Raw genomic sequence first — 26,710 nt, 5'->3', positions numbered from 1 at the left:
CCGGGCGGTGGCGCGCAGGCCGCCCGCGCGGTGCGTGGCGGTGGGCCGTCGCGGTCCTCGGTAGGGTTGCGGCCGTGCCCCAGCCGACCGTCTGCATCGCCACCCGCCTGTTCACCCCGGAGGTCGGCGCCGCAGCCTTCCGCCAGCGGGTGCTCGCCGACTCCTTCCACGCCCTCGGCGCCCGCGTCGACGTGCTCACCACGGTGCCCCCGTCCGGCCAGGTCGACGACGGCGAGCTGCACGTGTCGCGGTGGCCGGCCCTGCGCGACGAGAACGGCAACATCCGGGGCTACGTCCAGTACCTCAGCTACGACCTGCCGCTCGCCCTGCGCCTGATGTTCCGGCGCCGCCCGGCCCTCGTCGTCGCCGAGCCCCCGCCCACGACAGGGCTGGTCGTGCGCCTGGCGAGCATGCTGCGCCGCACGCCGTACGCCTACTACGCCGCCGACGTGTGGTCCGACGGTGCCGCGAGCGTCGCGGCACCCAAGGTGCTCGTCTCGCTGCTGCGGCGGATGGAGTCGTGGGTCCTGCGCGGTGCCGTCCTCACCCTCGCCGTGTCTGAGGGCGTGGCCGAGCGCGTCGCGCTGCTCGGGGTGCCCGAGGACCGGATCCTCGTGGTGGGCAACGGCGTCGACACCGACGTGTTCACCACCGAGGGGGAGCGGGAGGACCTCGGCGACCCCTACTTCGCCTACACCGGCACCATGTCCGAGTGGCAGGGCGCCGACGTCTTCGTCCGGGCCCTGAAGTCCGTCCGCGAGACCCACCCGAACGCGCGGTTCGTCGTGCTGGGCCAGGGCAGCGAGCTGCCGGCCCTGAAGAAGCTCGCCGAGGACCTCGTCCCCGGCGCCGTGGACTTCCGCGGCGTGGTGCCGCCGGCCGAGTCGGCGAAGGTCCTCCGCGGGGCGGTCGGCGCCCTGGTCTCGATCAAGCCGGGGCTCGGCTACGACTTCGCCAAGCCCACCAAGATCTACGCCGCGACCGGCTGCGGCACCCCGGTGGTGTTCGCGGGCGAGGGAGCCGGGCGCGCCCTCGTCACCGACGAGCAGCTCGGCTGGGCCCCCGGCTACGCGGACGACGCCGTGGCGCAGTCCCTGCGGGAGGCGCTCGACGCCGCCGCGGCGGGCGACGTCGACCGCGACCGCCTCGCCGGCTGGACCCGGGAGCACGCCTCGCTGTCGGCGGCGGCCCGGCATGCGGCCGAGGCCACCATGGCCGCGGCGGGCGTCAGCCCGCGCTGAGCCCGCGCTGAGCCCGCGGGCCTCGCGTCAGCGGCGGGAGCCCGCGGCGATGGCCTCCACCGCGCGCGCCGCGGCGTGCCCGTCGCCGTACGGTGCCGCCTGCGTGGGCTCCGGCGCGGGCCGCGTGACGGCGGCGGCGAGGGTGGAGACGTCCGCAGCGAGGACGTTCCAGCCCAGGTCGACCGTCTCGGTCCACTCGGTCTCGGTGCGGACGGTGGTGCACGGGACGCGCAGGAGGAAGGCCTCCTTCTGCAGGCCACCGGAGTCGGTGATCACCCCGGCGCTCGACATCGCCGCGCGCACCAGCGAGGGGTAGGGGAGCGGGTCGGCGACCTCGACCGCACCCTGCGACAGGTCCAGGCCCTGCTCGGCGGCGCGGGCCCGCAGGCGCGGGTGCGCGAGGAGCAGGACGGGGGCGTCGACCTTGGCCAGGGCCTCGACGATGCCCGCCAGGCGGGCCGGGTCGTCGGTGTTCTCGGCCCGGTGGAGGGTCGCGACGTAGTAGCGCCCGGACGGGTCGATGGCCGGGGGCAGCTCGGGGTCGCGGTCGGCCACGGTGTCGCGCACCTTGAGCAGGACGTCGGTCATGACGTCGCCGACGAGGACGCTGCTGTCGGCGAGGCCTTCGTGGGCGAGGTGCGCCATGGCGACCTCGGTCGGCGCGAGGCACAGGTCCGCGGCGTGGTCGGTGAGTACGCGGTTGTGCTCCTCGGGCATGCGCCGGTTGAACGAGCGCAGGCCGGCCTCGAGGTGGGCCAGCGGGATCCCCATCTTCACCGCGGACAGGGCGCCGGCCACGGTGGAGTTGGTGTCGCCGTAGACGAGGACCCAGTCGGGGCGGTGCTCCTCGAGCACCTCGTCCATCCCGGCAAGCATGGCGCCGGTCTGGCGACCGTGGGACGCCGACCCCACGGCGAGGTGCACGTCAGGGTCGGGGATGCCGAGGTCGCGGAAGAAGACGTCGGACATGTTGATGTCGTAGTGCTGGCCGGTGTGGACGATGACGTGCTCGTCGCCCCGGGCGGTGAGCTGCTCGGCGATCGGCGCGAGCTTGACGAACTGGGGACGGGCACCGACGACACTGAGGATCTTCACGAGAAGGCACCCTACTGGCCACCGGGCCCCCTGCAGGTGCAGGCACCGCACCCTAGGGTTGGGGGGACCGCATACCCCCGGCTCGTCGCAGGAGTGACCCATGAAGTTCGGACTGTTCGTCCCCCAGGGCTGGCGCATGGACCTCGTCGGCATCGACCCCGCCCAGCACTGGGGTGTCATGGCCGGCCTCGCCCGTCGCGCCGACGCCAACGAGGACTGGTCCTCCATCTGGGTCTACGACCACTTCCACACCGTGCCGGAGCCCAGCGAGGAGGCCACCCACGAGGCGTGGACCCTGATGGCGGCTTTCGCGGCGGTGACCGGCCGCGTCCGGCTCGGGCAGATGTGCACCTGTATGAGCTACCGGGAGCCGACCTACCTCGCCAAGGTGGCCGCCACCGTCGACGCCATCTCCGAGGGCCGCGTCGAGATGGGTATCGGGGCCGGCTGGTACGAGCACGAGTGGCGCGCCTACGGCTACGGCTTCCCGCGTGCGGGTGAGCGCATCAAGCGCCTCGAGGAAGGCGTCGAGATCTTCCGCCAGATGTGGACCACCGGGACGGCGACCCTCGACGGCGAGCACTACCAGGTGGACGGCGCGCTGTGCCGCCCCCTGCCGCTGCAGGGCACGACCGTGCCGGGCTCGAAGACCAACGGCATCCCCATGTGGATCGCCGGCGGCGGGGAGAAGAAGACCCTGCGGATCGCCGCCCAGCACGCCGACTACACCAACTTCGACGGGTCGCCCGAGGGCTTTGCCCACAAGAGCGAGGTGCTCGAGGGACACTGCCGCGACCTCGGCCGCGACTTCGGCGAGATCGTGCGAAGCGCCAACTACAACGTCGTCATCGGTCGTGACGAGCGCGAGGTGCAGAACCGGCTCGACTGGATCCGCGAGCAGTACCTGCGCGCGGGCCTCACCCCGGAGAAGGCCGACGACCAGGTCAAGGCGGCGGCGAGCGGCCCCGCGGTCGGCACCCCCGAGCAGATCGTCGAGACGTTCCGCGCCCTCCAGGCGCAGGGGATGACCTACGCCATCACCTACTTCGCCGAGGCGGCCTACGACACCTCGGGCATCGCCCTGTTCGAGAGCGAGGTGCTGCCCGAGCTCGTCGACCGCGAGGAGCACGGCCACCTCTGGCACCTCGGACGCCGCTGACCCGCACGCGAGAGTGGCGGTACCGGTGTCGACCATCGGGTACCGCCCCCTCGTCACGGGTCGTGGCCGGGACCACACCGGAGGGCTGCGCCGGGCCCGATACCAGCGGGTAACCTGTAGGGGTGAGCACAGGGAACCCCGACTTCGACCTCTTCCGGATCTCCGAGGACCACGAGGCGCTGCGCGAGGCGGTGCGGGCGGTCGCGGAGGACAAGATCGCGCCGTACGCCGCTGCGGTCGACGAGGAGGCCCGCTACCCGCAGGAGGCCCACGACGCGCTCGTCGCGTCGGACTTCTTCGCCCCCCACATCGCCGAGGAGTACGGCGGTGTCGGCGCCGACGCGCTCGCGACGTGCATCGTCATCGAGGAGGTCGCCCGCGTCGACGCGTCGGCCTCCCTGATCCCCGCGGTCAACAAGCTCGGCACCATGCCGCTGATCCTGGCTGCGAACGACGACGTGAAGAAGCGCTACCTCACGCCGGTCGCGGCAGGGGAGTCGACCTTCTCCTACGGCCTGTCCGAGCGCGAGGCAGGTTCGGACACCGCCGCCATGAAGACCCGGGCCCGGCGCGACGGTGACGACTGGGTCCTCAACGGGCAGAAGTCGTGGATCACCAACGCCGGCGTCTCCGACTACTACACGGTGCTCGCCGTCACCGACCCCGAGGGCCGTCGCGGGGCGAACGTCAGCGCGTTCGTCGTCGAGAAGTCCGACGCCGGCTTCACGTTCGGGGAGAAGGAGCGCAAGCTCGGCATCAAGGGCAGCCCGACCCGCGAGCTGCACTTCGACAACGTGCGGATCCCGGCCGACCGCATCGTCGGCGCCGAGGGCGAGGGCCTCAAGATCGCGCTGCGCACCCTCGACCACACCCGCGTGACCATCGGCGCCCAGGCCGTCGGCATCGCCCAGGGCGCGCTCGACCACGCGGTCGCCTACGTCAAGGAGCGCAAGCAGTTCGGCAAGCACATCGCCGAGTTCCAGGGCATCCAGTTCATGCTCGCCGATATGGCCATGGCCATCGAGGCCGCCCGCCAGATGGTGTACGTCGCTGCCGCCAAGTCCGAGCGCGGCGACAAGGACCTCCCGTTCTTCGGCGCCGCGGCCAAGTGCTACGCCTCCGACGTGGCCATGCAGGTCACCACCGACGCGGTGCAGCTGCTCGGCGGGGCCGGGTACGTCCGCGACTTCCCGCTCGAGCGGATGATGCGCGACGCCAAGATCACCCAGATCTACGAGGGCACCAACCAGGTCCAACGGGTCGTGATGGCCCGCCAGCTCCTCGGCTGAGCCGAGCGCTGGACAGACGACGAGAGGGCCTGCACCGCACGGTGCAGGCCCTCTCGTCGTTGAGGCCGGTGGTCGGCCGAGGTCAGCCCCCGGAGGGCTTGCCGTCGGTGCCGGGCGGCGGCGACTCGAGCGGCTTGTCCTCGCGCAGGTCGGTGAACAGCGCCTTCGCGCGGGCGGTGTCCCACTTGACCGAGCTGCCGGCGTTGGTCTGGTAGTTGAGGCTCTGGAGCGGCACGACGAGGCTCAGGCCCTTGCCCTGCGAGACCGCCCGCATCGCGAGCAGCACCCGGCTGGCGTCGCGCGTCGAGGTGTCCTCGCCGACGATGAGCCCCTTGGCGGACGCGTGGCTGAACGCCCAGTACCGCGTCGGCACGAGGACCGTCGAAGGGGTGAGCGCCTTCTTCATGATCGCCGAGAGGAACTGGCGCTGGCGCTCGGCGCGGCCGATGTCACCGCGGGGGTCGGAGTAGCGGGCCCGGACGAAGCCGAGGGCGTTCTTGCCGTCGAGGAGCTGGCAGCCCTTCTGGAGGTTGATGCCGGCCTTCTTGTCGTTCATGTGGAACGGCACGCAGATGTCGACGCCGCCGACGCTGTCCACGACGGAGGCGAAGCCGGCGAACCCGATCTCGACGTAGCCGTCGATGTGCAGGTCGGTCACCTGCTCGACCGTCTCGACGAGGAGGTTGGGGCCGCCGAAGGAGAACGCCGCGTTGATCTTGTTGCTGCCCTTGCCCGGGATCGGCACGTAGCTGTCACGCGGGAGCGACACCAGGGACGGCTTGCCACCGCTCTGGGGCACGTGCACGAGGATGATCGAGTCGGTACGGCGTCCCGCCGCGTTGCCGGTGGCGTACTCCTTCTTCTGGGCGGCCGTGAGGCCCTCGCGGCTGTCGGAGCCGACCAGCAGGTAGTTGTAGCCCTTGCTCTGCGCGGGGCGGGTGCCGCCGGGGGTCGTGTCCACCTTCGTGACGGTGCTCCAGGCGTGCCACGGGGTGTAGGCCATGAAGGCCAGCCACGCGACGAGCAGCACCACGAGGACGCGCACGACGGGGAACCGGCGACGTCGCCGGGGAGCGCGGGAGCCCTCGGACTGGGTGCCGGTACCGGTGGCGGCGCCACCGCCCGCTGCGCCCGTGGCGACCCCGGGTGCGCCGCGCTCACGCTTGCGCCCGCGGACGTCGACGACGTAGACGTCGTCCTGGTCGTCGGTCCGCGCCGCGGTGCGCACGCCGTCGCCGCGCTGGGGGATGGGGCGTGCGTCGTCGGGCCCGGGATGGCGTCCACTCATCCGCACAGTGTCCGCTGCGAACCGGACGCGTGGCAAAACGCCACGGCGGTGGGAGGGCGCCGACCCTTCTCCGTGACCCGCAGGCGCGGCGGCCCTGAGCCGCCTCTGAGAACGACACTCGGACAATCCCACACGTCACAGCAATCCCACTGGCCCCGCCCCATACTGGTCGACCATGAGCACCACCCACGTCGCGCCCCCCGCGGACGCCGGGGCCGGCGTGTACCTGTCTGGTCGCCCGTCACGCACCCTGGCCGACTCCGAGGTGCTCGCACCGCAGATGCGCCGGCGCCGGGCCTTCACCCTGGTGCTGCTCACCCTCCTCGTCCCCGGCAGCGCCCAGCTGGTGGCCGGGCACCGCGGCCTCGGCAGGGTCGGGCTGCGCGCCTGGCTCGGCGTCGTCGGGCTCGTCGTCGCCCTCGGCCTGCTGTTCCTCGCCGACCGCTCCCTGGCCATCAGCCTCGTCGGTCGGGGGTGGGTGCTCGGCGTGGTGGAGTACCTGCTCATCGGGTTCGCCGCGCTGTGGGCGGTCCTGTTCGTCGACGCGTGGCGCCTCGGCCGCCCCGGCAGCCTGGTCATCCGCGCCCGGCGCACGCTGACGGCCGTCACCGCGGCGCTGCTCGTCGTGACCTCCGGGAGCCTCGTGTACGCCGCGAGCAGCGTGGGCGCCGGCAAGGACGCACTCGGGTCGCTCTTCTCCGGCGCCGCCGCCGCGGACGCCGTCAACGGGCGCTACAACGTGCTGCTGCTCGGGGCCGACACCGGCAAGGACCGGGTCGGCACCCGGCCGGACAGCATCCAGGTCGTGAGCATCGACGCCAGGACCGGTGCGCCGGTCACGTTCGGGTTCGCCCGCGACACCGAGAACATCAACTTCCGCCCCGGCTCGACCATGGCCAGGCTCATGCCGCAGGGCTGGAACTGCGGCGACCAGTGCCTGCTGAACGGCCTGTACACGTGGGGCCAGGACCACGCCGCGATGTTCCCGCCCGGCACGGCCGACCCCGGGCTGGTCGCCACCCGTGAGGCCGTCGAGGCCCTGAGCGGCCTCAAGATCCAGTACTACGTCATGGTCGACCTCAACGGGTTCAAGAAGATGGTCGACGCCGTCGGCGGCCTCGACGTGACGGTCCGCTACCGCACGCCGATCGGCGGCGGCACCTCGCCGATCGTCGGCTGGATCGAGCCGGGTCGCCAGCACCTCGACGGCTACCACGCGCTCTGGTACGCCCGCTCCCGCCAGGGCTCGACCAACTACGAGCGCATGGCGCGCCAGCGCTGCGTGCTCACCGCCATGGTGGGGCAGCTCGACCCCCAGACCGTCCTGCTGCGCTTCCAGAAGATCGCCTCGGCGAGCTCGGGGCTCATCCGCACCGACCTGCCGCAGTCCGAGCTCGGCCGGTTCGCAGACCTCGCGATGAAGGCCCGGTCGCAGAAGATCCACAGCGTCAACTTCGTGCCGCCGCTGATGAAGCCGTGGGACTACGACCCGTCGGTCATCACCTCGACGGTGAGTCGCACCATCGCCGCGTCCGAGAAGACGGCGAAGAAGCACACCGGCACGGTCAAGGCGAAGGCCGCGCCGGCGACCCCCAAGGCGTCGACGACGGGCCGGGCCACGACGGCGCCCAAGGCGCAGCCCGGCACCGCCGTGCAGGACCCGGCCAAGGCTGCAGGCAACGCGGCGGAGGACGACCTGTCCTCCGTATGCTCTGCAGCCTCATGACGAGCACACCACCCGACCACCCCCGCCCCGCCGACCAGCCCGCTGCCGGCCGGCCCGGCGTCCTCCCGCGGGTCGGTGTGGTCATGCCGATCCTCAACGAGGAGCGGCACCTCGTCGAGGCGGTGGACGCGGTGCTCGGCCAGGACTACGACGGCCCCCTCCACCTCGTCCTCGCCCTCGGGCCGAGCCACGACCGCACCGACGCCCTCGCCGCCGAGCTCGCCGTGCGCGACGGGCGGGTGCGCACCGTCCAGAACCCCTCAGGCCGCACGCCCGAGGCCCTGAACGCCGCCATCGCCGCGCTCGACCCGGACGTCGAGGTCGTCGTCCGTGTGGACGGGCACGGGGTGCTCGACCGTGACTACGTCGCCACGGCGGTCGAGCTGCTCGCCGAGACCGGCGCGGCCAACGTCGGCGGGCTCATGGACGCGGAGGGGGTCACCTCGTTCGAGCGCGCGGTCGCCGCCGCGATGACGTCCCGGCTCGGGGTTGGATCGGCCCGCTTCCACACCGGCGGCGAGCCCGGGCCGGCCGACACGGTGTACCTCGGGGTCTTCCGCAGCGAGTGGCTGCGGCGCACGGGTGGCTACGACCCGCGCTTCACCCGCGCCCAGGACTGGGAGCTCAACCACCGCATCCGCGAGGCCGGGGGCCTCGTGTGGTTCTCGCCACGGCTGCGCGTCGCCTACCGACCCCGCCCGACCCTCGCGGCGCTCGCGCGCCAGTACCGCGACTACGGGCGGTGGCGCCGCGTCGTCGCCCGCACGCACTCCGGCACCATCAACGCCCGGTACCTCGCGCCGCCCGCGGCGCTCGCAGGCGTCGTCCTCGGGCTGGTGGGCGGGTTCGTCTGGTGGCCGCTGTGGCTGGTCCCCGGCGCCTACCTCGCCGCGACCACGGTCGGAGGGCTGACCGTCCGGGACGGCCGGCTGCGGGGGAGAGACCGGCTGTGGCTTCCGCTCGTGCTGCCCACCATGCACCTCTGCTGGGGCTGGGGCTTCCTCACCAGCCGGGTCCGCATCGAGGAGCCGGCCTCCTGAGGGTGGGCCGCCGCGTCGGCTGCGTGGTCCCGCACCCAATACCATTGCGAGACCCCACGGAAAGGACTCCTTCCCCATGCCCTCGCTGAGCGTCGTCGTTCCCATCTACAACGTGAGCGACTACCTCGTTGCATGCCTGGAGTCCCTGCGGTCCCAGACCCTCGACGACCTCGAGGTGGTGCTCGTCGACGACGGCAGCACCGACGGCTCGGGTGAGATGGCCGACGAGTTCGCCGCCGGCAAGCCGCACTGGCAGGTGCTGCACGTCGAGAACGGCGGCCTCGGCCGCGCCCGCAACATCGGCATGGACCGCTCGACGTCCGAGTTCGTCGCCTTCGTCGACTCCGACGACCTGGTGCCCCGCGACGCCTACGAGCTGATGCTCCACGCCGTGAGCGAGAGCGGCTCGGACATGGTGGTCGGCGGCGTGCTGCGCTTCGACGGTGCCAAGACGTTCAACTCGCCGCTGCACCGCCGAGCCATCAAGCGCAACCAGATGCGCACGCACATCCGCCGGACGCCGTCGCTCATCTACGACACCACGGCCTGGAACAAGGTCTACCGCCGCTCGTTCCTCGCCGAGCACAAGCTGCGCTTCCCCGAGGGCGTCTACTACGAGGACATCCCGCTGACGGTGCCCGCGCACTTCCTCGCCAGGTCGGTGGACGTCCTCGCCGACCCCGTGTACCTCTGGCGCGAGCGGCAGACCGCGGTGCAGTCGATCACCCAGCGGCGTGCGGAGAGCAAGAACCTCGTCGACCGGATGGCGGCCGTCACCTCGGTCGACGACTTCCTCACCGGTCGGGGTGACACCGAGGGCAAGAAGCTCCACGACGAGAAGGTCCTCAAGGTCGACATCCCGCTGTTCATCGGGGTGCTCCACGAGGGCGACGACCTGTTCCAGCGCCAGGTCATCGAGCTCGTCGGCGACTACCTGCGCCGCGTGTCGCCGAAGATGATCGCCAAGCTGGCGCCGGTGCGTCGCCTGGAGTACCACCTGATCTCGCGGGGGATGCTGCCCGAGCTGCTCGAGCTCCAGGAGTACTACCGCGTGCCCGCCAACCGCGGGAACTTCGTGCGCTCGGGCCTGCGCCTCTACGCCGACCTGCCGTTCCGCACCGACGCGACGAAGGGCGTCCCGGCCTCGGTCTACGAGGTCACCCGGTCGCAGCCGCTGCGCACCGGGGTCCGCGACGTCCGCTGGGACGGCAGCGGGCTCGTCGTGGAGGGCCACGCGTTCATCCACCGGGTCGCCGATGCGACGCCCGTGTCGTCGGTCCGGAGGTTCCAGCTGCGCCGGGTCGGCGCTCAGGAACGCCAGCAGGTGCGGGCCCGCCGTGTGCGTCGTCTGGACCTCACCGCGCGCACCACGGGCACCGCGGTGTCGTACGACGCGGCCGGCTTCCGCGCCCAGGTCCGCACCTCCCAGCTCCTGCTGGCGCCGGGAGAGGACCGGGCGGCGTTCGAGCTCCTCGCCCAGGTCGCGGCGCCGTCGGCCCGACGGGGTTCGAGTGTCGGCAACCCGGAGCTGGGCTCCGGCCGCCACCCGCGCCGCCGGCTCATCGCTCCCGACCAGCTCGCCGTCCCCGGCTACGAGGGGCGCCGCTTCCTCGTCAACGTCCACCGGGTCGAGGCACTGCTGCAGGGCGTCGAGGTGGAGGGCGACGACGTGCGCTTCACCCTGCGCCGCACCATCGGGGAGTGGGGTCCGACCGACCTGTTCCTGCGCCGCACCGACGCCTTGCACGGTCTCCGGGTCCCGCTGGAGGTCGACGGGCGCACGGCCACCGCCGTCGTCGGGGCCGACGACGTCGAGGTGCGTGCCGAGTCGTTCGCCAACCGCGAGTGGCTGGTCGGGCTCCTGGCCCGGGACGCGGCGGAGGACGCCGAGCCGCGACCGCTGCACCTCGCCCCTGACACCGAGGACCTCTTCCTGACGCTGCGCGAGCGCTCGCTCGAGATCCGTGAGGGGGTCGACGGTGGTGCCCGCATCCTCGACACCCGGCCGGGCCCGGTCCTGACGTCCTTCGCGTGGCGCCCCGAGGGCCTGCGCCTCGAGGGCATCACGGGCGGGGCGACGGTCGAGTCGCTGTCGCTGTCGACGAGCAGCGGTGCGGCGCACGACATCCCGGTCACCGTCGACGGCGGCGCGTGGCAGGCCACCCTCCCGGCGCGGGGAAATCCCGGGGAGGCGGTCCTGCGCTGGCTCCAGGGCGGTCGCTGGCTCGTCACCGTGACCACCGGCGACGAGGGTCAGCGCGACCGCGGCGTCCGCGTCTCGAGCACGGCCGAGTCCCGGCTGGGGGAGCAGGGCGAGGTCGACGGCATGACCTACCTGCTGCGCTCGACCGCCGACCACGAGCTGCAGCTGGTCGTCGACGCCTCAGGCGACTTCCGCGACCGGGGCGCCCTGCACCGCGAGCGCAACCGCAGGTACGTCTACCGGGTGCAGCGTCGCCTGCCGCTCAAGGACAGCATCTTCTTCGAGGCCTGGAAGGGCCGGCAGTTCTCCGACAACCCCCGGGCCGTGTTCGAGGAGCTGCAGCGCCGCGGGGACCCGCGCGAGTGCATCTGGGCCGTCCAGGACCACTCCGTCGAGGTGCCGGACGGGGTGGCCCGGGTCGTGGTCGGCAGCCGCGACTACTACCGCGAGCTCGCCCGTGCCCGCTGGGTCGTCAGCAACGACTCCATGCCCACCCACTACGTCAAGCGCGAGGGCAGCCACTACGCCCAGACCTGGCACGGGACGCCGCTGAAGAAGATCGGGTTCGACATCGACACGATCCAGATGTCCAACAAGAACTACCTGACGCAGTTCGCGCGCGACGTGGCCAAGTGGGACGCCTTGGTGTCGCCCAACCACTTCTCCACCGAGATCCTCGGTCGGGCCTTCGGCTACGAGGGCGAGGTGCTCGAGATCGGCTACCCCCGCAACGACATCTTCCACCAGCCCGAGGAGGCCGCCAGGCAGGCCGACGCGGCGCGCGCCCGGCTCGGGCTGCCCGAGGGCAAGCGGGTCATCCTCTACGCACCGACGTGGCGTGACAACGACTACGACGCGCGCGGCCGCTACCAGTTCACGATGAAGCTGGACCTCGAGCGGATGTACCGCGCCTTCGGCGACGACAGCATCCTGCTCATCCGGGGGCACCAGCTGGTCAGCTCGGGGATCGACGCGGCGATGTTCGGCGGCTTCGTCCGCAACGTGTCGAGCTACCCCGACATCCGCGACCTCTACCTGCTCGCCGACGTGCTGGTCACCGACTACTCCTCGGTGATGTTCGACTACGTCAACACGGGTCGGCCGATCCTGTTCTTCACCTGGGACCTCGAGGACTACCGCGACAACCTGCGCGGCTTCTACTTCGACTTCGAGGCCGAGGCGCCGGGACCGCTGCTCACCGAGTCCAGCGGGGTGCTCGACGCGCTGACCCGCCTCGACGAGGTGCAGGAGGAGTACGCGGAGCGCTACGAGGCCTTCCGCACCCGGTTCACGGGGCTGGAGGACGGCAAGGCCTCGGCCCGTTTCGTCGAGCGGTTCCTGTGAGCACGGCCGGCCCGGCCGCGGCGTCCCCGGCCCCCGCGCGACCGGCCGGGACCCGCCCGGGGACCAGGGAAGCGGACCCGCTGACCCCCACCGCGACGCGGGGCACCCGCCTGTCCGGCGCCCTCGAGCGCTTCACCGTCGGGTTGCTGGTCGTGACGGTCGTCGGCTTCGGTGCCTGGACGCTGGCCTACCAGCTGGCGCTGGTCGTCGGGCTGCCCGCGACGCCCACGCTCCTGCTGGCCGTCGTCGTCGCCGCTACCGTCTCGTGGTTCGTCCTCCCCGCAGCCGTGGGGAGCACCGGCGAACGGCCCAGCCGGGCCAACGCACTGCAGGCGCTGGTGGCGCTCGCGCTCGGTGTCGTCTGCGCGGTGCTGGGCGGGGCCGGCAACCAGCGCGGCTGGATGATGGTGCTGCTGGTCCTGGCCGGCGTCGCCTGGGTGGCCCTCGCCGCACGGCGCCGCCTGCGCCTCTCGAGCCGCCCGGAGGGCGACGCGGTCCCTGCTGCGCGCGCACGCTCCCTACCCGGCCCTGACCGGTCTGCACGTGGCGCCCTGTGGTTGACGGCCTGGGTGTGGGCGCTCGTGTGCGCCGTGGTCGCCATGCGGTACGCGCGGCCCGACGGCGACGACGCCTACTTCGTCAACCTCTCCCAGTGGGTCGCCGACCGCGGCACGTTCCCGCTCAAGGACACCATGCTCGGCGACCAGGTGTTCCCGGCGTTGAGCTCCCACAGCCCACCGATCCACTCGTTCGAGGGCCTGCTCGGCGCCCTCGGCCACGTGACCGGGCTGTCGGCGGGGGTCGTCACCTACCTCGTCGCGACGCCCCTGCTCACCATGGTGTGCGTGCTGGCCATGGCGTGGCTGGTGTCTCTGAGCCGGATCCGCTTCGCACCGCTCGCGCTGTCGGCCGCGATCCTGTTCATGCTGGCCTCGGGGGAGGCGAGCGCGTCGCAGGGCAACTTCTTCGCACTGCGGATGTGGCAGGGGAAGGCCGCGCTGGCGTCGCTGTTCCTGCCCCTGCTCGTCGCCGTGGCCGTCGCGTACGTCGCCCGAGGTGGCCGCCGCCGGCAGCTCGTCCTGGCCCTCGCCGTGGTCTGCACCGTCGGGGCCAGCAACACCGCCGTCTTCCTCGTCCCCGTCATGGTCGCCGGGCTGGCGCTGGGTGCGTGGTTGCACGCCGGCACCCGTCGCGCGCTCGGGGTGGCCGTGACGCTCGCCTACCCCCTGCTCTGCGGTGTGGCGGTCAAGCTCGTCGCGCCCCCGAGCTCCGGTGCCACCGACCCGGAGTCGGCCGCCGCCTGGGTGCTGCCACCGCTGCAGGGGGTGATCGGCCAGCACGGCTTCTTCGTCGTGAGCATCGTGGCCGTCGCCGCCGGCTGGGCGGGGCTGCGCTCCTCGGCCGCGCGGGCCGTGCTCGTGTCGGTGGTGCTCGCCACGAGCATCGCCATGCTGCCGCCCGTGACGCACGTTCTCGTCGACGCCGCCAGCCTGCGGGCGGTCGTGTGGCGCGTGTGGTGGGTCGTCCCCGTACCCCTGCTGGTCGCCGGCCTCGTCGGCACGTTCGCCGAGCTCGCGCACCGTCGCCTGCCCCGGGTGCTCGTGCCGCTCACCGCGCTCGCCGCCGCCGTCGCGGTCGTCCTCATCCCGTTCTACGGCGGCCGGTGGATCTGGTCGCCGGTCAACCTGGCCTACCCGGTGTCACCCACGGCGTGGAAGGTGCCGCCGCACGCCGAGGGCGAGGCCAAGGCCGCGCTGCGCGTGTCCCGCGACGGCGACACCGTGCTCGCCCCCTGGGACTCCTCACGCGTGCTCGCCGCCCTGTCGGTCGACGTCCACCCGGTGTCCGCGCGCGCCATCTACCTGGGCGCCTACGCCGGCACCCCCTCCGCCCACGTAGAGCAGCGCATCGAGCTCCAGCGGTTCGCCGACGGCCGCAACAGCACCGCCGCGACCATCCGGCCGCTGGTCGACGTCCTCGGCGTCGACACCGCCTGCGTCTCCGCCAAGCGCGCCAAGGCCGTCAAGGTCCTCCAGGAGGTCGGCTTCCACGTGGCCACGAAGGAAGGGCGGCTGGTGTGCCTGCGCCGCTGACCGTCGTCGTCGCCGTGTACGACGTCGAGCCCTACCTCCAGGAGTGCCTCGACTCGGTGGCCCGCTGCGTGCCGGAGGGCACCGAGGTCGTGCTCGTCGACGACGGCTCCCACGACCGCAGCGGCGAGATCTGCGACGCGGTCGCCGCGGGCCGCCCGACCTGGCGCGTCGTCCACCAGGCCAACGCAGGGCTCGGAGCGGCCCGCAACACCGGGATGGACCTCGCCACGACCGACTTCGTCGGGTTCGTCGACAGCGACGACATCCTCCTGCCCGCCTACGCCACGCTCGTCCGGCGCGCGACCGAGGACGGCACCGACGTCGCCACCGGCGCGGTGCTGCGGACCGACGGGCGGGTGGACCGGCCGTCGGGGCTGCACGACCAGGCGCTGCAGGGCGTCGGCGACGTGGCCGTCCTGGTCGACGACCCGTCGCTGCTCTACGACACCACCGCCTGGAACAAGGTCTACCGGCGCTCGTTCCTCCAGGCGCACGGGCTGCGGTTCCCCGAGGGTGTCCTCTACGAGGACCTGCCCCTCACCGTCCCGGCGCTGCACCTCGCCGGCCGCGTGTCGGTCGTCCACGAGCCGGTCTACCGCTGGCGGGCGCGCGAGGGCGACGCCTCGATCACCCAGCGACGCCACGAGCTCACCAACCTCACCGACCGGTTCGCCGCCGTGAGCGCCGTCGACGGCTTCCTGGAGCAGCAGCACCTCGACGACCTGCGGGTCCACCACGACACCAAGGTGCTCCGGCTCGACCTGCCGCTGTACACCTCCGCCCTGCCGGAGGCAGACGACGAGTACCGCGCGGCCTACCTCACCTTCTTCCGCCACCTCGTGGACGGGCTGCCGCCCGAGCGGCGCGCGGCCCTCCCTCCCACGCTGCGGCTCTACGTCGAGCTCGCGGACGCCGGCAGGATGGACGACCTCGTCCGGGTCGTGCGCGCCCGGCGCGGGCCGCGGGCCTGGGCGCAGGACGACCGTGGGCGACTCGCCAGGCTGCGCGACAACCTCGACTCGTTCCGGGTCGAGCGCGCGCTGGGGCTGTCCACGGACCGCCTGCTCGCGCGCCGGCTCCTCACGAGCACGGCCAGGATCCTGCTCCCCGGCGGCGTGCGCCGCCCCCGCACCCGACGCAGGCCGGGAGCCGGCTGAGGGCCGGCTGAAGGCCATGGGCCCGGGCCGTCGGCCGGAGCCGGCGACCGTGTGGCGTACCCTCGGTCGGCGGGTCCGACGCGAGAGGATGGCCGACGGCAGCACCTCGACCACCCGCCAACTCGACAGGCAAGGACGTATGGACATCTTCTCCCGGACGCGGGCCATCTCGGCCAAGCGGAGCGTGCTGTGGACGCTCATCGTGCGGGACCTGCGGGTCAGGTACGCCAACAGCGTGCTCGGCTACGTGTGGACGGTCCTCGACCCGCTGCTGATGTCCCTCATCTACTTCGTCGTCTTCGTCTACATCTTCAAGAGGGGCGACGTCGGCCACAAGCCGTACTTCCTCTTCCTCGTCATCGGCCTGCTGTCCTGGCAGTGGTTTTCGGGGTCGCTCACCGACACCTCCCGGGCGCTGATCCAGGAGGCCAAGCTCGTCCGCTCGACCAACCTGCCGCGTGAGCTGTGGGTACTGCGCGTGGTGCTGTCCAAGGGCATCGAGTACCTGCTCTCGCTGCCGGTGCTGTTCGCCTTCACCGCGATCTACTTCTTCAAGAACGACACCCACCTCAACTGGCTGCTCGTGCTGTTCCCCGTCGCCATCGTCGTGCAGGCGGTGGCGCTCGCCGGGCTCGGCCTGCTCCTCGCGCCCGTGACAGCGCTGGTCACCGACATGCAGCGGGTGATCCGGATCGTCCTGCGCATGCTGTTCTACGCCACCCCGGTGGTCTACGCCGGACGCGTCGTGCCGCACCCCTACGACAAGATGACCTGGCTCAACCCGATGACCGGCGTGCTCGAGATGATGCGCGCCGGCTTCTTCTCCCACCAGGGCAAGCAGGCGGTGGTCTGGGGCTCGATCATCACCTCCGTGGTCATCTCGGTGCTGCTGCTCGTCGTCGGCTCCTACGTCTTTGCCCGGCTCGAGCGCCCCGTCCTCAAGGAGATCTGATGGCCGACCCCGTGATCTCCGTCCAGGACCTCGGCATCGAGTTCTTCCGCTCCCGCCGGCGCCGCATGCAGCTGCGCGAGCTGCTCTTCCACGGCAGCAGCGGTGCGCCGAAGCAGACCTTCTGGGCGCTGCGCAACATCTCCTTCGACATCCAGCCGGGTGAGGCCGTGGGCCTCGTGGGCGGCAACGGCGGCGGCAAGAGCACGCTGCTGAAGATGATCGCCGGCGTGCTGCTGCCCGACGAGGGCTCGGTGACCGTCAACGGCGGCGTCGCCCCGCTCATCGAGCTCACCGGTGGGTTCGTGGGGGAGCTGTCCGCGCGCGACAACATCTACCTCACGGCCGGCCTGCACGGCCTGCCCAAGGCCGCCATCGAGGAGCGCTTCGACGACATCGTCGCCTTCGCCGGCCCCGAGGTGCGCGCCGGGCTCGACACGCCGTACCGGCACTTCTCCTCCGGTATGAAGGTCCGCCTCGGGTTCGCCGTCGTGACCACGCTCGACGAGCCGATCGTCCTGGTGGACGAGGTCCTGGCGGTGGGCGACCGCGCGTTCCGCGAGAAGTGCTACCAGCGCATGGAGTCGCTGCTGGCCGACGGGCGCACGCTGTTCCTCGTGTCGCACTCGGAGAAGGACCTGCGGCGGTTCAGCACGCGCGGGCTCTACCTCAAGCGTGGCGAGCTGGTGATGGACGCGCCCATGGACGACGTCCTCGAGCGCTACAACCACGACCTGGACGCCGGGGCGTGACCGCGAGCGCCGGGTCCCTCGTGGGCGACGACGCCGCCCGCACGGTCCACGGGTTCTCCGGCGGCGCCGACGTGGTCCTGCTCGGGGCGCCGGGCGCGACTCCCGGTACGGCCGTGGAGGCCAGCCTCCCCGACGTCGCTGCCAGCCTCGCCGAGCTCGGCCTGCCGAGCCCGCTGGCGCACCTCGCCGGCGCGCCGGCCGACCAGCTGACCTGGCTGGCCGAGGCGCTCGAACGCAGTGACGACGTCCCGGTGGTCGTGGCCGCCCCCGACCTGCACATCTCCCACGTGGCCCTGCTCGACCTGCTCGACCGCCCCGGCGTGCGCACCGCGGCCCTGGTGGCAGACCCCACGGCCATCGTCGAGGGTGCCGGGCTCGCCGGCCGGGCGAGGGTCGGGCGCGACGGCAAGCAGGTCGAGTCGGTCGGCACGGCGCACCACACGGTCAGCCGCCCTGACCGGGCCCTGCCCGGCGTGCTGCGGGTCGCCCCCGGCGACCGGGCCGCGGCCGCGCAGGCGCTGCGCACGGCTGCCCCGCTCGCCGACCCGTCCTGGGGTGACGACGGCGTCGCCGCCGCGACCCTCGTCCTCGTCCGCGCCGGCCTCCCGGTGCAGGCCAGCCCTCTCGGGCCCTTCGACTGGAGCCGTGGGGGAGTCCGCGCCGTGGGCGCGGCCGGCGGCCCGTGGCGGCAGCGGCTGCGGGGCGCCTCGCGCGGTGGCGACGGGTTCTTCTCCACGTACGCCGTGCGGCCGGTCTCGCGGCGGATCACCGGCTTCGGCCTGGGACACGGGTGGTCGCCCAACGTCGTGACCATGGTGTCGCTGGGGCTCGGCGTCCTCGCAGCCCTGCTCGTCGCCACCGGCGCCTGGTGGGCCTGGGTGGTGGCCGCCGTGGTGCTGCTCGTCGCCCTGGCCGTCGACTGCGTCGACGGGGAGATCGCCCGGTTCACCCGGCGGTTCAGCCCGCTGGGCGCCTTCCTCGACGCCGTCGGTGACCGCGTCAAGGAGTACGCCGTGCTGGCCGCGGTGGCCTCCGTCGCCGTCCGCGAGGGCGCGCCCGGCTGGCCGGTCGCCCTCGCCGCGATGGCCGCGGTCACGGTGCGCCACCTCGAGGACTACGCCTACGAGGCCCGGCTGCGGCCCTCCCGACGCAGCCGCCCCGACCTCCTGCCGGCCGACACCCCGCACGACCTGGGGCCGCAGGACGCCCCCACCACGTTCGGACCCCCGCCGAGCCGGCGCGCGCAGGCGGTGCACTGGAGCAAGAAGGTCGTGCACATGCCCATCGCCGAGCGCTACCTGCTCATCTCGCTCACCCTGCTGACCCGTCGCCCGATGCTGGTCCTGTGGGCCCTCCTCGTGGCCGTGGTCGTCGCCGTCGCCTGGACGCAGGGTGGTCGCGTGGTCGCGGTGCTCCTGCGCCGCGACCCGACGTGGGGCGCGGTCGTGCCCGCCGCCGCGCGCGGTGAGCTCGACGAGCAGCTCGACCTCGGACCCCTGGCCCGCCTGGTGGGGCGCCTCGTCGGCCCCGCCTCCCGCCCGCCCTTCGTCGTGGGACTGGCCGGTGCGGCGGTCCTGGTCGTCGCCGTGCCGCTCCTGCTGTGGACCGGCCCCGTCGCAGCGTCCCTGGCCGCGGCGGTCGTGGGCAGCGCGCTGGTCGCCCTCGGCTGGCAGCCCCCGGTGCACGACCGCCTCGGCTGGCAGGCCCCGGCCGCCCTGTGGGTCGCCGAGGCCCTCGCCGTCGGCGTGCTCGTCCACCACACGGTCGGCGTGCAGACCGCTGCCGGGTTCGCCTACGTCGCCGCCGTCGCCTACCACCGCTACGACGTCGTCTACCGGCTGCGCGACACCGGCACCGCGCCGGCCGCGTGGCTCGCCACCGCCGGGCTCGGCACCGAGGGCAGGCTCATCGTCCTGCTGCTCCTCGCGACCTTCGCCCCCTCTGCCGTGGTCCCGGTCCTGTGGGTGGCCGCGGTGCTGCTGGCCGTCCTCTACCTCGCCGAGTCGGCCACGGGCTGGCGGCGGTGGATCGCCGCCCAGGGCGACCCGTTGGCGACGGGAGCACGCCGGTGAGCGCGACGACGCACGACCCCGCCGACAACCACCCGACCCTGGCCGAGCTGCGCGCCGTGGCCCAGCCGCCGGAGCACATCGCCCGCTACAACGCCGAGCACTGGGCCGGCGCGCTGTACATCCGCCACCTGTCCGTCCACGCGACGAGGGCGATGCTCCCGACGGGCATCAGCCCCAACGGCGTCACCTGGCTGATGATCGCGGTCGGGGTGCTCGGCGCGTTCGCCCTGCCCCTGCACGGGCTCACCGGCCCGCTGCTGTGCGTCGTGGCCATGCAGCTGCAGATCCTGCTCGACTGCAGCGACGGCGAGGTGGCCCGCTGGCGTCAGCGCTTCTCCCCGGCCGGCATCTACCTCGACCGCATCGGCCACTACGCCACCGAGGCGGCCATCCCGGTCGCGCTGGGCCTGCGGGCCGACGGGTGGTCGCTCGCCCACCCGCTCGACGTGGGTGGCTGGACCGTCCTGGGGTTCCTCGTGGCGGTCCTCGTCCTGATGAACAAGGCGTTCACCGACCTCGTGCACGTGGCCCGTGCCAAGACCGGCCGGCCGATGCTCGAGGACGTCGCCGCCACCACCCGGTCGCGGGTGTCCGGCCTCGCCGCGGTACGCCGCGCGCTCGGCTACCTGCCGATCTTCCGTGCCTTCGTCGCGGTGGAGGCCTCCCTGCTCGCCCTCGCCGCCGGGGTCGCCGACGTCGTCCGGGGCGACCTGTTGGGGACCCAGGTGCTCGTGGTCGTCATGGTGCCGCTCGCGGTCATCACCGCCGGCGGCCACCTGCTCGGCGTCCTCACCAGCTCACGGCTGGACTGACCCGTGGCAGTCGGCACCAGCCGGACCGGGAGCGGGCTGCGGGTCCTGCAGTGGGCCCAGGAGCACGGCGAGGTCGGCGGGGTGCACGCCAGCCACCGCCAGCTCACCGCGGCGCTGCGCGCCGAGGGGTGCGACGTGCGCTACGTCGACACCGGCGACGCACGACGTGCCGTGAGCGCCGTACCCGCCCTGTGGCGTCGCCGGTCGCTCCACCTGTTCCACGTCACGAGGCTGTGGCGGGCGGTCGTCCTCGCCCCGGTCCTCGCCCTGGTGCCCGGGCGCACCGTCGTGGTGCTGCACTCGGGGTCCACCGCCGGGCAGGTGCGCCGGATGGGCGTCGTGGCCGGGCTCGCCCTGCGGCTGGCCCTGCACGCCTACGACGAGATCTGGGCCGTCAACGACGAGATCAGGGCGGTGCTGCCGGCCGGGCTGCGCTCGAGGGTCCGCGTCGTCACACCCTTCGTGCCCGTGCCCCGCGCGGCCGCGGCGCCTGCGCGTGAGCCGCACGCGCTGGCGGTGGCCACCAACGCCGGGCTGGCCCACTACCACGCCGACCTCGCGGTCGAGGCGGTCCGCCTGCTGCGCGCGGGGCCGTGGCCGGACGCCACCCTGCGCGTCCTCGCCTACGGCCGCGACGGCGAGGAGCTCGCCGCCCTGAGGGCGTCCGTCGAGGGTCAGGAGTGGGTCGACGTCACGTTCGACGCCTCACCGCAGGAGGTCCGCGACGTGCTCGCCTCCAGCGCCGTCTTCCTTCGACCGACGGCGTGGGACGGCGACTCGGTCATCGTCCGCGAGGCCCTGGCCGAGGGTGCCCGCGTCGTGGCAGGGGACACCTCGCCGCGCCCCGTCGGGGTCGAGCTGAGCTCCTTGGACCCCGCCGACCTCGCTGCAGCCGTCAGTGGGGGAGGCCGGCCCAGCGACGGCCGCGGCCTGGCGGAGCGGTCGATGCTCGACGCCGCCCGGGCCTCGCTGGCCACCGTGCGCTCGCGCGGGTGACCGGGCGGTAGCCTCTGCGGGACGCCGCGCGACCCGCCGCGCGGCCCGCGCCACCGCCGGCACCCTGCCGGACGGCACCCGAGGAGTCCCGTTGAGCAGTCGCACCGTCATCACCTTCGGCACGTTCGACGTGCTGCACGTCGGCCACATCCGCGTCCTCAAGCGGGCCGCCGAGTACGGCGACCGGCTCGTGGTGGGTGTGTCCGCGGACGAGCTCAACATGGCCAAGAAGGGCCGGGCCCCGGTGTTCGACCAGGACGAGCGCGTGGAGATCGTCAGCAGCCTCAAGGTCGTCGACGAGGTGTTCGTCGAGGAGTCGCTGGAGAAGAAGCGCGACTACATCCTCGAGCACGGCGCGTCGGTGCTGGTCATGGGAGACGACTGGGCAGGCAAGTTCGACTGGGTGTCGGACGTGTGCGAGGTCGTCTACCTGCCGCGCACGCCGTCAGTCTCGACCACCGGGCTCATCGAGCACATCGCCAAGATCGCCCCCTGACCCGGGGTACTGCAGGGCCGCCTCGTCCAGCGCCAGCCGGCGGGCCAGCTTGGTGTAGCGGGTCTCGAGGTCGCGGAAGCGCAGGTAGGTCGTCACCGTGAAGCTGAGGAACGCGACCACGAGGGCGTAGAGCACCATGTCGGTGCCGCGCCCGACGCCGACGAGCTGGGCGATCCGGTTCCAGACCGAGGGGAAGAGGATCGACACCACCGCGAAGGCGGCGAAGAGCAGCAGCCCGAGCCGCCGGATCGCCTGGGCCCGCGCCCCGCGCGAGCGGAAGAGCCGGGCCACCACCGCGATGACGACCAGGATCAGCAGGATCTGGATGAGCACGATCTTCATCGCAGGATCAGCTCCACGAGGATGTTGACGGCGTTCCAGAGCGACTGGCCCTTGGAACGTGAGTAGTCGGTGTAGAGGACGTGGACCGGGCTCTCGCCGTAGCGGATGTCGAGCGCACCGATCTGCGCGACGAGCTCGGAGGCGTGGGCCATCCGGTTCTGGGTGATCGACAGCCGTGACACCACGTCACGTGAGATGACGCGCAGGCCGTTGTGGGCGTCGGTGAGGCGAGTCTTGGTGGTGAGGTTGGTGTAGGCCACGGCCATCCGCAGCACCAGCTTCTTGAGCGCGCCCGCCTGGGTGCGCTGGTCGAGGAACCGGGAGCCGAAGACCACGTCTAGGTGCTCGGCGCGGGCCTTCTCGAGCATCTCCAGCACGTCGGAGACCTGGTGCTGGCCGTCGGCGTCGAAGGTGACGACCCAGCGCATGCCGGGGTCGGACAGCGCGTACTCGAAGCCGGTCTGCAGCGCTGCGCCCTGCCCGAGGTTGACCGGGTGGCGCACCACGACCGCGCCGGCCGCGTCGGCCGCAGCCGCCGAGCCGTCGGAGCTGCCGTCGTCGACGCAGACCACATTGGGAAACGTCCGGCGCACGTCGCGCACGACGTCAGCGATCACCTGTTCCTCGTTGAACAGCGGGATCACGAACCATGTGTCCTGCACTCGTACTCCTCCGACTCGCCTGGCAGACCGCGCATCAGTCTATGGGTCGGGAGGAGGTCACAAATCGGTCGACACTCCTGCCAACCCCCTGACACCCGAGTGGTCGGTGGGGCATGGTGGGCCCCTGTGGCTGGTGTCCGTTTCCCAGGAGAGGACGCCAGCCCCTCGCAGACCACCGGCGGCACCGCCGTCGCCGACCCCTACACCGGCCGCGAGCGCCGGGTCATCATGGACACAGCGACCACCTCGGGCGACACGTCGGCGCCCACCCGGTGGTCTCGACCGCCGGCCGAGGGCACGCCGGGACCAAGGAGCACGTCATGTCGTGGGTGAGCACACTGAGGACGCGCCGCGGGCCGGGCGACACCAGCCGTACGCAGCGCCGCCCCGCGCGCTGGTCGCGCCGGTGGGCGGCGGTCGGGGCCGCGGCGACCGTGGTCGGCTCTGCCGGCGCCGTCACGGCGCTGCCGGCCCAGGCCGACGAGGTCTACCCCAGACCCCCCTCGGGCACGATCAACCTCACCGGACACGGCTGGGGCCACGGCCACGGCATGTCCCAGTACGGCGCGTACGGTGCGGCGCTCCAGGGCCTGACCTGGCAGCAGATCGTCGACTTCTACTACCCCAACACCGTGCGGTCCTCGATCGGTGACCCGGTCATCCGCGTCAACGTCACCGCCCACCTGGGCAACACCACCCGGGTCGCGGCAGCCGACGGCCTGCGCGCCTCCTTCGGCAGCTCCTACTCCCAGGCCGGCTCCTTCGCGCTGAACACCACGACGTGGGACAAGATCGCCATCACCGAGTGGAGGGTCGTGCGTCCCGTCCTCCAGCCGGGCGTGGCCAGCAAACCCGTGCTGCAGTACGTCCTGTCGACCGGTGAGGTCCGCACGTCGCCGCAGGTGGCCACCGGCCCGCAGATCAACATCACCAACCCCACGACGGGTCTCATCAAGGCGCTCAACAGCAGCGGCAGCTACACCTACCGCGGCGAGGTCCGCGGCACCCTCATCGGCGCACCCGGCGCCGAGAGCCTCGTCCCCGTGGTCGCCCTGCCCATGGACTCCTACCTGCGCAGCGTCGTCCCCAGCGAGATGCCGGCGTCGTGGTCGCCCGCCGCGCTCGGCGCCCAGGCCGTCGCTGCGCGCAGCTACGCCAACTACGGCCGCGAGCACCCGCAGAACGCCGCCTTCTACGACACCTGCCCCACGACGGCGTGCCAGGTGTTCAGCGGCTACCAGCGCACCTCGGGCGGCAGCACGACCACCTACGAGTACGCGTCGACCAACAGCGCGGTCACGGCCACCGGCGGGACGGTGCTCACCTACAACGGGGCGACGGCCTTCACCGAGTTCAGCTCCTCGAACGGCGGCTGGAGCTCCGACGGTGGCAAGCCCTACCTCGTCGCCAAGCAGGACCCGTACGACGGCGTCTCGGCCAACCCCAACCACACCTGGCGCACCTCGGTCACGGTCGCCGGCATCGAGCGGCAGTGGCCCTCCATCGGGAGCTTCCAGCAGCTGGCCATCACCGCCCGTGACGGCCACGGCGACTGGGGCGGCCGGGTCCGGACCATGGTGGTCACGGGCAGCTCGGGGTCGGTGACGATCTCGGGCTTCACCTTCCAGGCGAGGTTCGGGCTCAAGTCGGAGTGGTTCAAGCCCGACCAGACCGTCTCCTCGCCCTCGTTCCCGCGCGACCTGTCCGGCGACGGGCTCGGCGACGTGGTCGCCGTCCACGGGAGCAAGGGAGCCCTGTGGCTCTACAAGGGCAAGGGCGACGGGACGGTGACCTCGGCGACGGCGATCAACGGCTCGGACTGGCGGGTCATGCGGCTCACGTTCACCGCCGGCACCTGGAACGCCGACAAGCTCGCCGACGTGATGGCGGTGTGGCCCGACGGCTCGCTGTACGTCTACCCCGGCAAGAGCGGCGGCGGCATCTCCAGCGGGTCGAAGGTCGCCTCCGGCTGGCAGGCGTACAACCTGGCGTTCCCGGTCGGCGACTTCGACGGCGACGGCTGCACCGACATCATGTCCCGGCGCGCGGACGACGGGACCCTGTGGCTGCACAGCGGCAACTGCGTCGGGGGCGTCAAGGGCAGCACCAAGGTCGGCAGCAGCGGCTGGGGTGCCTTCACCCAGGTGTTCAGTGCCGGCGACTTCAACGGCGATCGCCGTCCCGACGTGCTCGCCCGCTCCTCCGACGGCACGCTCTACCTCTACCCGGGCAACGGTGTGGGCGGCTTCGGCTCGCGCACCGTCGTCTCGGGCGGGTGGAACACCTACGACGCCCTCTTCTCGGTCGGTGACGCCGGGCGTGACGGGCACGCCGACATCTACGGCCGTGACTCCGCCGGGGTGCTGTGGGTCGTGCCGGGCAACGGCAAGGGCGGGGTCGGGTCGCGGTTCAAGGTGAGCAGCGGCTGGACGGGCCTCTACACCCTGCTGCGCTGACCCCCGACGACGAAGGGCCCCGCACCATGAGGTGCGGGGCCCTTCGCGTGCGTACGTCGTGTGGCGCTGTGGGGCCGGACCTCAGACGAGGTCGGTCGTGAACGCCGGCTCGGTCTTCTCGCGCACCTCGTCCTCGGTGACGCCCTCGGCGAGCTCACGCAGTACGAGGCCGTCGTCGGTGACGTCGAAGACGCACAGGTCGGTGATGATGCGCTGGACGACGCCGCGGCCGGTGTAGGGCAGCGAGCACTCGTCGACGATCTTGTAGGAGCCGTCCTTGGCGTTGTGCTCCATGAGGACGATGACCTTCTTGGCTCCGTGGACGAGGTCCATCGCGCCGCCCATGCCCTTGACCATCTTGCCGGGGATCATCCAGTTGGCGATGTCGCCCTTGGCCGATACCTGCATGGCCCCGAGGATCGCGGCGTCGACCTTGCCGCCGCGGATCATGCCGAAGCTTTGGGCCGAGTCGAAGAACGAGGCGCCGCGGCGCAGCGTGACGGTCTCCTTGCCGGCGTTGATGAGGTCGGGGTCCTCCTCGCCCTCGTAGGGGTAGGCGCCGACGCCGAGGATGCCGTTCTCGGACTGGAGCACGATCTCGACGTCGTCCGGGACGTAGTTGGGGACCAGGGTCGGCAGGCCGATGCCCAGGTTGACGTAGGAGCCGTCGGTCAGCTCGCGGGCGGCGCGGGCCGCCATCTGCTCACGGGTCAGTGCCATGGCTCAGGCCTCCTGGGTCGGGCGGGGACGGGTCGTGTGGCGCTCGATCCGCTTGTCGGCGGCCTGCTCGGGGGTGAGGGGCAGGACCCGGTGGACGTAGATGCCGGGCAGGTGGACGGTGTCGGGGTCGAGCTCGCCGGGCTTCACGAGCTCCTCGACCTCGGCGACCGTGACCCGGCCGGCCATCGCGGCGAGGGGGTTGAAGTTGCGTGAGCTCTTGCGGAAGACGAGGTTGCCGTGCCGGTCGCCCTTCCAGGCGCGCACCAGCCCGAAGTCGGTGACGATGGCCCGCTCGAGGATGAACTCCTTCTCCTGGCCGTCGACCTCGAAGACCTTGCTCTCCTTGGCGGGGGAGGCCTTGGCGACCGAGCCGTCGGCGGCGTAGCGCCACGGCAGGCCGCCCTCGGCGACCTGGGTGCCCGCGCCGGTCACGGTGTAGAAGGCCGGGATGCCAGAGCCGCCGGCCCGCAGCCGCTCGGCCAGGGTGCCCTGCGGCGTCAGCTCGACCTCGAGCTCGCCGGCGAGGTACTGGCGCGCGAACTCCTTGTTCTCCCCGACGTAGGAGGAGACCATCCGGGCGATCCGCTTGTCGCGCAGCAGGATGCCGAGCCCCCACTCGTCGACGCCGCAGTTGTTGGACACCGCTTCGAGGCCGCTCACCCCCGAGTCGTGGATCGCGGAGATGAGCACGCTCGGGACCCCGCAGAGCCCGAAACCGCCCACCGCCAGGGAGGAGCCGTCGACGATCCCGTCGATGGCCTCGGCTGCGGAGGAGACGACTTTGTCCATGGCCGGGACTCTAGCCGCCGGCTCGGGAC

Annotated in this window: 21 protein-coding genes; 15 read left to right on the top strand and 6 right to left on the bottom strand. The window is 72.5% G+C overall.

Translation table 11 applies throughout. The annotated features are described in order from the left end of the window. Positions 1-74: 74 nt before the first annotated feature. Positions 75-1,241, top strand: a complete 1,167-nt coding sequence (locus tag ABEA42_RS12135; protein WP_345503630.1) for a glycosyltransferase family 4 protein — start codon at positions 75-77, stop codon at positions 1,239-1,241. A 27-nt stretch (positions 1,242-1,268) separates the two neighbouring features. Here ABEA42_RS12135 and wecB read toward each other — a convergent pair whose 3' ends face one another. Beyond that, positions 1,269-2,336: a non-hydrolyzing UDP-N-acetylglucosamine 2-epimerase gene (gene wecB / locus ABEA42_RS12130; protein WP_345503629.1), complete on the bottom strand. Its 1,068-nt coding sequence runs from the start codon at positions 2,334-2,336 to the stop codon at positions 1,269-1,271. Between the two features lie 100 nt (positions 2,337-2,436). Between wecB and ABEA42_RS12125 the strand changes: the two genes are divergently transcribed. Together ABEA42_RS12125 and ABEA42_RS12120 are read left to right on the top strand one after the other, a co-directional pair. Further along, positions 2,437-3,495 carry an LLM class F420-dependent oxidoreductase gene (locus ABEA42_RS12125; RefSeq protein WP_345503627.1) on the top strand — a complete coding sequence of 353 codons (1,059 nt, stop codon included), beginning with the start codon at positions 2,437-2,439 and terminating at the stop codon, positions 3,493-3,495. A 122-nt stretch (positions 3,496-3,617) separates the two neighbouring features. Continuing rightward, on the top strand, positions 3,618-4,784 hold the full coding sequence (locus tag ABEA42_RS12120; protein ID WP_345503625.1) for an acyl-CoA dehydrogenase family protein: 1,167 nt from the start codon (positions 3,618-3,620) through the stop codon (positions 4,782-4,784). Positions 4,785-4,866: 82 nt separating this feature from the next. Here the strand turns inward: ABEA42_RS12120 and ABEA42_RS12115 are convergent, their stop codons facing one another. Next, on the bottom strand, positions 4,867-6,072 hold the full coding sequence (locus tag ABEA42_RS12115) for an LCP family protein (protein WP_345503624.1): 1,206 nt from the start codon (positions 6,070-6,072) through the stop codon (positions 4,867-4,869). A 175-nt stretch (positions 6,073-6,247) separates the two neighbouring features. Here ABEA42_RS12115 and ABEA42_RS12110 point away from each other — a divergent pair, with 175 nt between their 5' ends. The 11 genes from ABEA42_RS12110 to ABEA42_RS12060 all read left to right on the top strand — a co-directional run bounded on the left by ABEA42_RS12110 (position 6,248) and on the right by ABEA42_RS12060 (position 21,712). After that, positions 6,248-7,798, top strand: coding sequence for an LCP family protein (locus tag ABEA42_RS12110; protein WP_345503622.1), 1,551 nt, complete (start codon positions 6,248-6,250; stop codon positions 7,796-7,798). Beyond that, positions 7,795-8,838 (top strand): glycosyltransferase family 2 protein, encoded by a 1,044-nt coding sequence (locus tag ABEA42_RS12105; RefSeq protein WP_345503620.1) that lies wholly within the window; start codon positions 7,795-7,797, stop codon positions 8,836-8,838. Before ABEA42_RS12110 ends, ABEA42_RS12105 begins: the two co-directional genes overlap by 4 nt. A gap of 76 nt (positions 8,839-8,914) precedes the next feature. Continuing rightward, entirely contained in the window at positions 8,915-12,385 is a 3,471-nt protein-coding gene (locus ABEA42_RS12100; RefSeq protein WP_345503618.1) for a bifunctional glycosyltransferase/CDP-glycerol:glycerophosphate glycerophosphotransferase, read from the top strand. Continuing rightward, a complete protein-coding gene (locus ABEA42_RS12095; protein WP_345503617.1) occupies positions 12,382-14,478 on the top strand; it encodes a DUF6077 domain-containing protein in 2,097 nt (698 codons plus the stop codon). The genes ABEA42_RS12100 and ABEA42_RS12095 overlap by 4 nt, the downstream gene beginning before the upstream one ends. After that, positions 14,463-15,635 carry a glycosyltransferase gene (locus tag ABEA42_RS12090; RefSeq protein ID WP_345503616.1) on the top strand — a complete coding sequence of 391 codons (1,173 nt, stop codon included), beginning with the start codon at positions 14,463-14,465 and terminating at the stop codon, positions 15,633-15,635. The genes ABEA42_RS12095 and ABEA42_RS12090 overlap by 16 nt, the downstream gene beginning before the upstream one ends. A 139-nt stretch (positions 15,636-15,774) precedes the next feature. Continuing rightward, positions 15,775-16,587, top strand: a complete 813-nt coding sequence (locus tag ABEA42_RS12085) for an ABC transporter permease (RefSeq protein WP_345503614.1) — start codon at positions 15,775-15,777, stop codon at positions 16,585-16,587. Then, positions 16,587-17,336 carry an ABC transporter ATP-binding protein gene (locus ABEA42_RS12080; protein WP_345503613.1) on the top strand — a complete coding sequence of 250 codons (750 nt, stop codon included), beginning with the start codon at positions 16,587-16,589 and terminating at the stop codon, positions 17,334-17,336. The genes ABEA42_RS12085 and ABEA42_RS12080 overlap by 1 nt, the downstream gene beginning before the upstream one ends. Next, positions 17,333-19,408: a DUF5941 domain-containing protein gene (locus ABEA42_RS12075; protein WP_345503612.1), complete on the top strand. Its 2,076-nt coding sequence runs from the start codon at positions 17,333-17,335 to the stop codon at positions 19,406-19,408. The genes ABEA42_RS12080 and ABEA42_RS12075 overlap by 4 nt, the downstream gene beginning before the upstream one ends. Beyond that, complete coding sequence (locus ABEA42_RS12070; RefSeq protein ID WP_345503611.1) at positions 19,405-20,220, top strand: CDP-alcohol phosphatidyltransferase family protein; 816 nt, start codon at positions 19,405-19,407, stop codon at positions 20,218-20,220. The genes ABEA42_RS12075 and ABEA42_RS12070 overlap by 4 nt, the downstream gene beginning before the upstream one ends. Positions 20,221-20,223: 3 nt before the next feature. Further along, a complete protein-coding gene (locus tag ABEA42_RS12065) occupies positions 20,224-21,216 on the top strand; it encodes a glycosyltransferase family protein (protein WP_345503610.1) in 993 nt (330 codons plus the stop codon). Between the two features lie 91 nt (positions 21,217-21,307). Next, entirely contained in the window at positions 21,308-21,712 is a 405-nt protein-coding gene (locus ABEA42_RS12060) for an adenylyltransferase/cytidyltransferase family protein (protein WP_345503609.1), read from the top strand. Here the strand turns inward: ABEA42_RS12060 and ABEA42_RS12055 are convergent. Further along, positions 21,662-22,054, bottom strand: a complete 393-nt coding sequence (locus ABEA42_RS12055; protein WP_345503607.1) for a DUF2304 domain-containing protein — start codon at positions 22,052-22,054, stop codon at positions 21,662-21,664. The genes ABEA42_RS12060 and ABEA42_RS12055 overlap by 51 nt on opposite strands. Continuing rightward, on the bottom strand, positions 22,051-22,716 hold the full coding sequence (locus ABEA42_RS12050) for a glycosyltransferase family 2 protein (protein WP_345503606.1): 666 nt from the start codon (positions 22,714-22,716) through the stop codon (positions 22,051-22,053). Before ABEA42_RS12050 ends, ABEA42_RS12055 begins: the two co-directional genes overlap by 4 nt. Before the next feature lie 320 nt (positions 22,717-23,036). Between ABEA42_RS12050 and ABEA42_RS12045 the strand changes: the two genes are divergently transcribed. Further along, complete coding sequence (locus tag ABEA42_RS12045; RefSeq protein ID WP_345503605.1) at positions 23,037-25,172, top strand: SpoIID/LytB domain-containing protein; 2,136 nt, start codon at positions 23,037-23,039, stop codon at positions 25,170-25,172. 81 nt (positions 25,173-25,253) lie between these two features. On the opposite strand, the gene ABEA42_RS12040 is transcribed toward ABEA42_RS12045, so the two are convergent. Beyond that, on the bottom strand, positions 25,254-25,892 hold the full coding sequence (locus ABEA42_RS12040) for a CoA transferase subunit B (RefSeq protein WP_345503604.1): 639 nt from the start codon (positions 25,890-25,892) through the stop codon (positions 25,254-25,256). Between the two features lie 3 nt (positions 25,893-25,895). Continuing rightward, positions 25,896-26,681 carry a CoA transferase subunit A gene (locus tag ABEA42_RS12035; RefSeq protein WP_345503602.1) on the bottom strand — a complete coding sequence of 262 codons (786 nt, stop codon included), beginning with the start codon at positions 26,679-26,681 and terminating at the stop codon, positions 25,896-25,898. Between the last annotated feature and the right edge of the window lie 29 nt (positions 26,682-26,710).

The sequence above is a fragment of the Pedococcus ginsenosidimutans genome, from assembly GCF_039544395.1.
Taxonomy (GTDB): domain Bacteria; phylum Actinomycetota; class Actinomycetes; order Actinomycetales; family Dermatophilaceae; genus Pedococcus; species Pedococcus ginsenosidimutans.
Note: the sequence above shows the minus strand (reverse complement) of the source record. Positions and strands in the feature narration are given on the sequence as shown.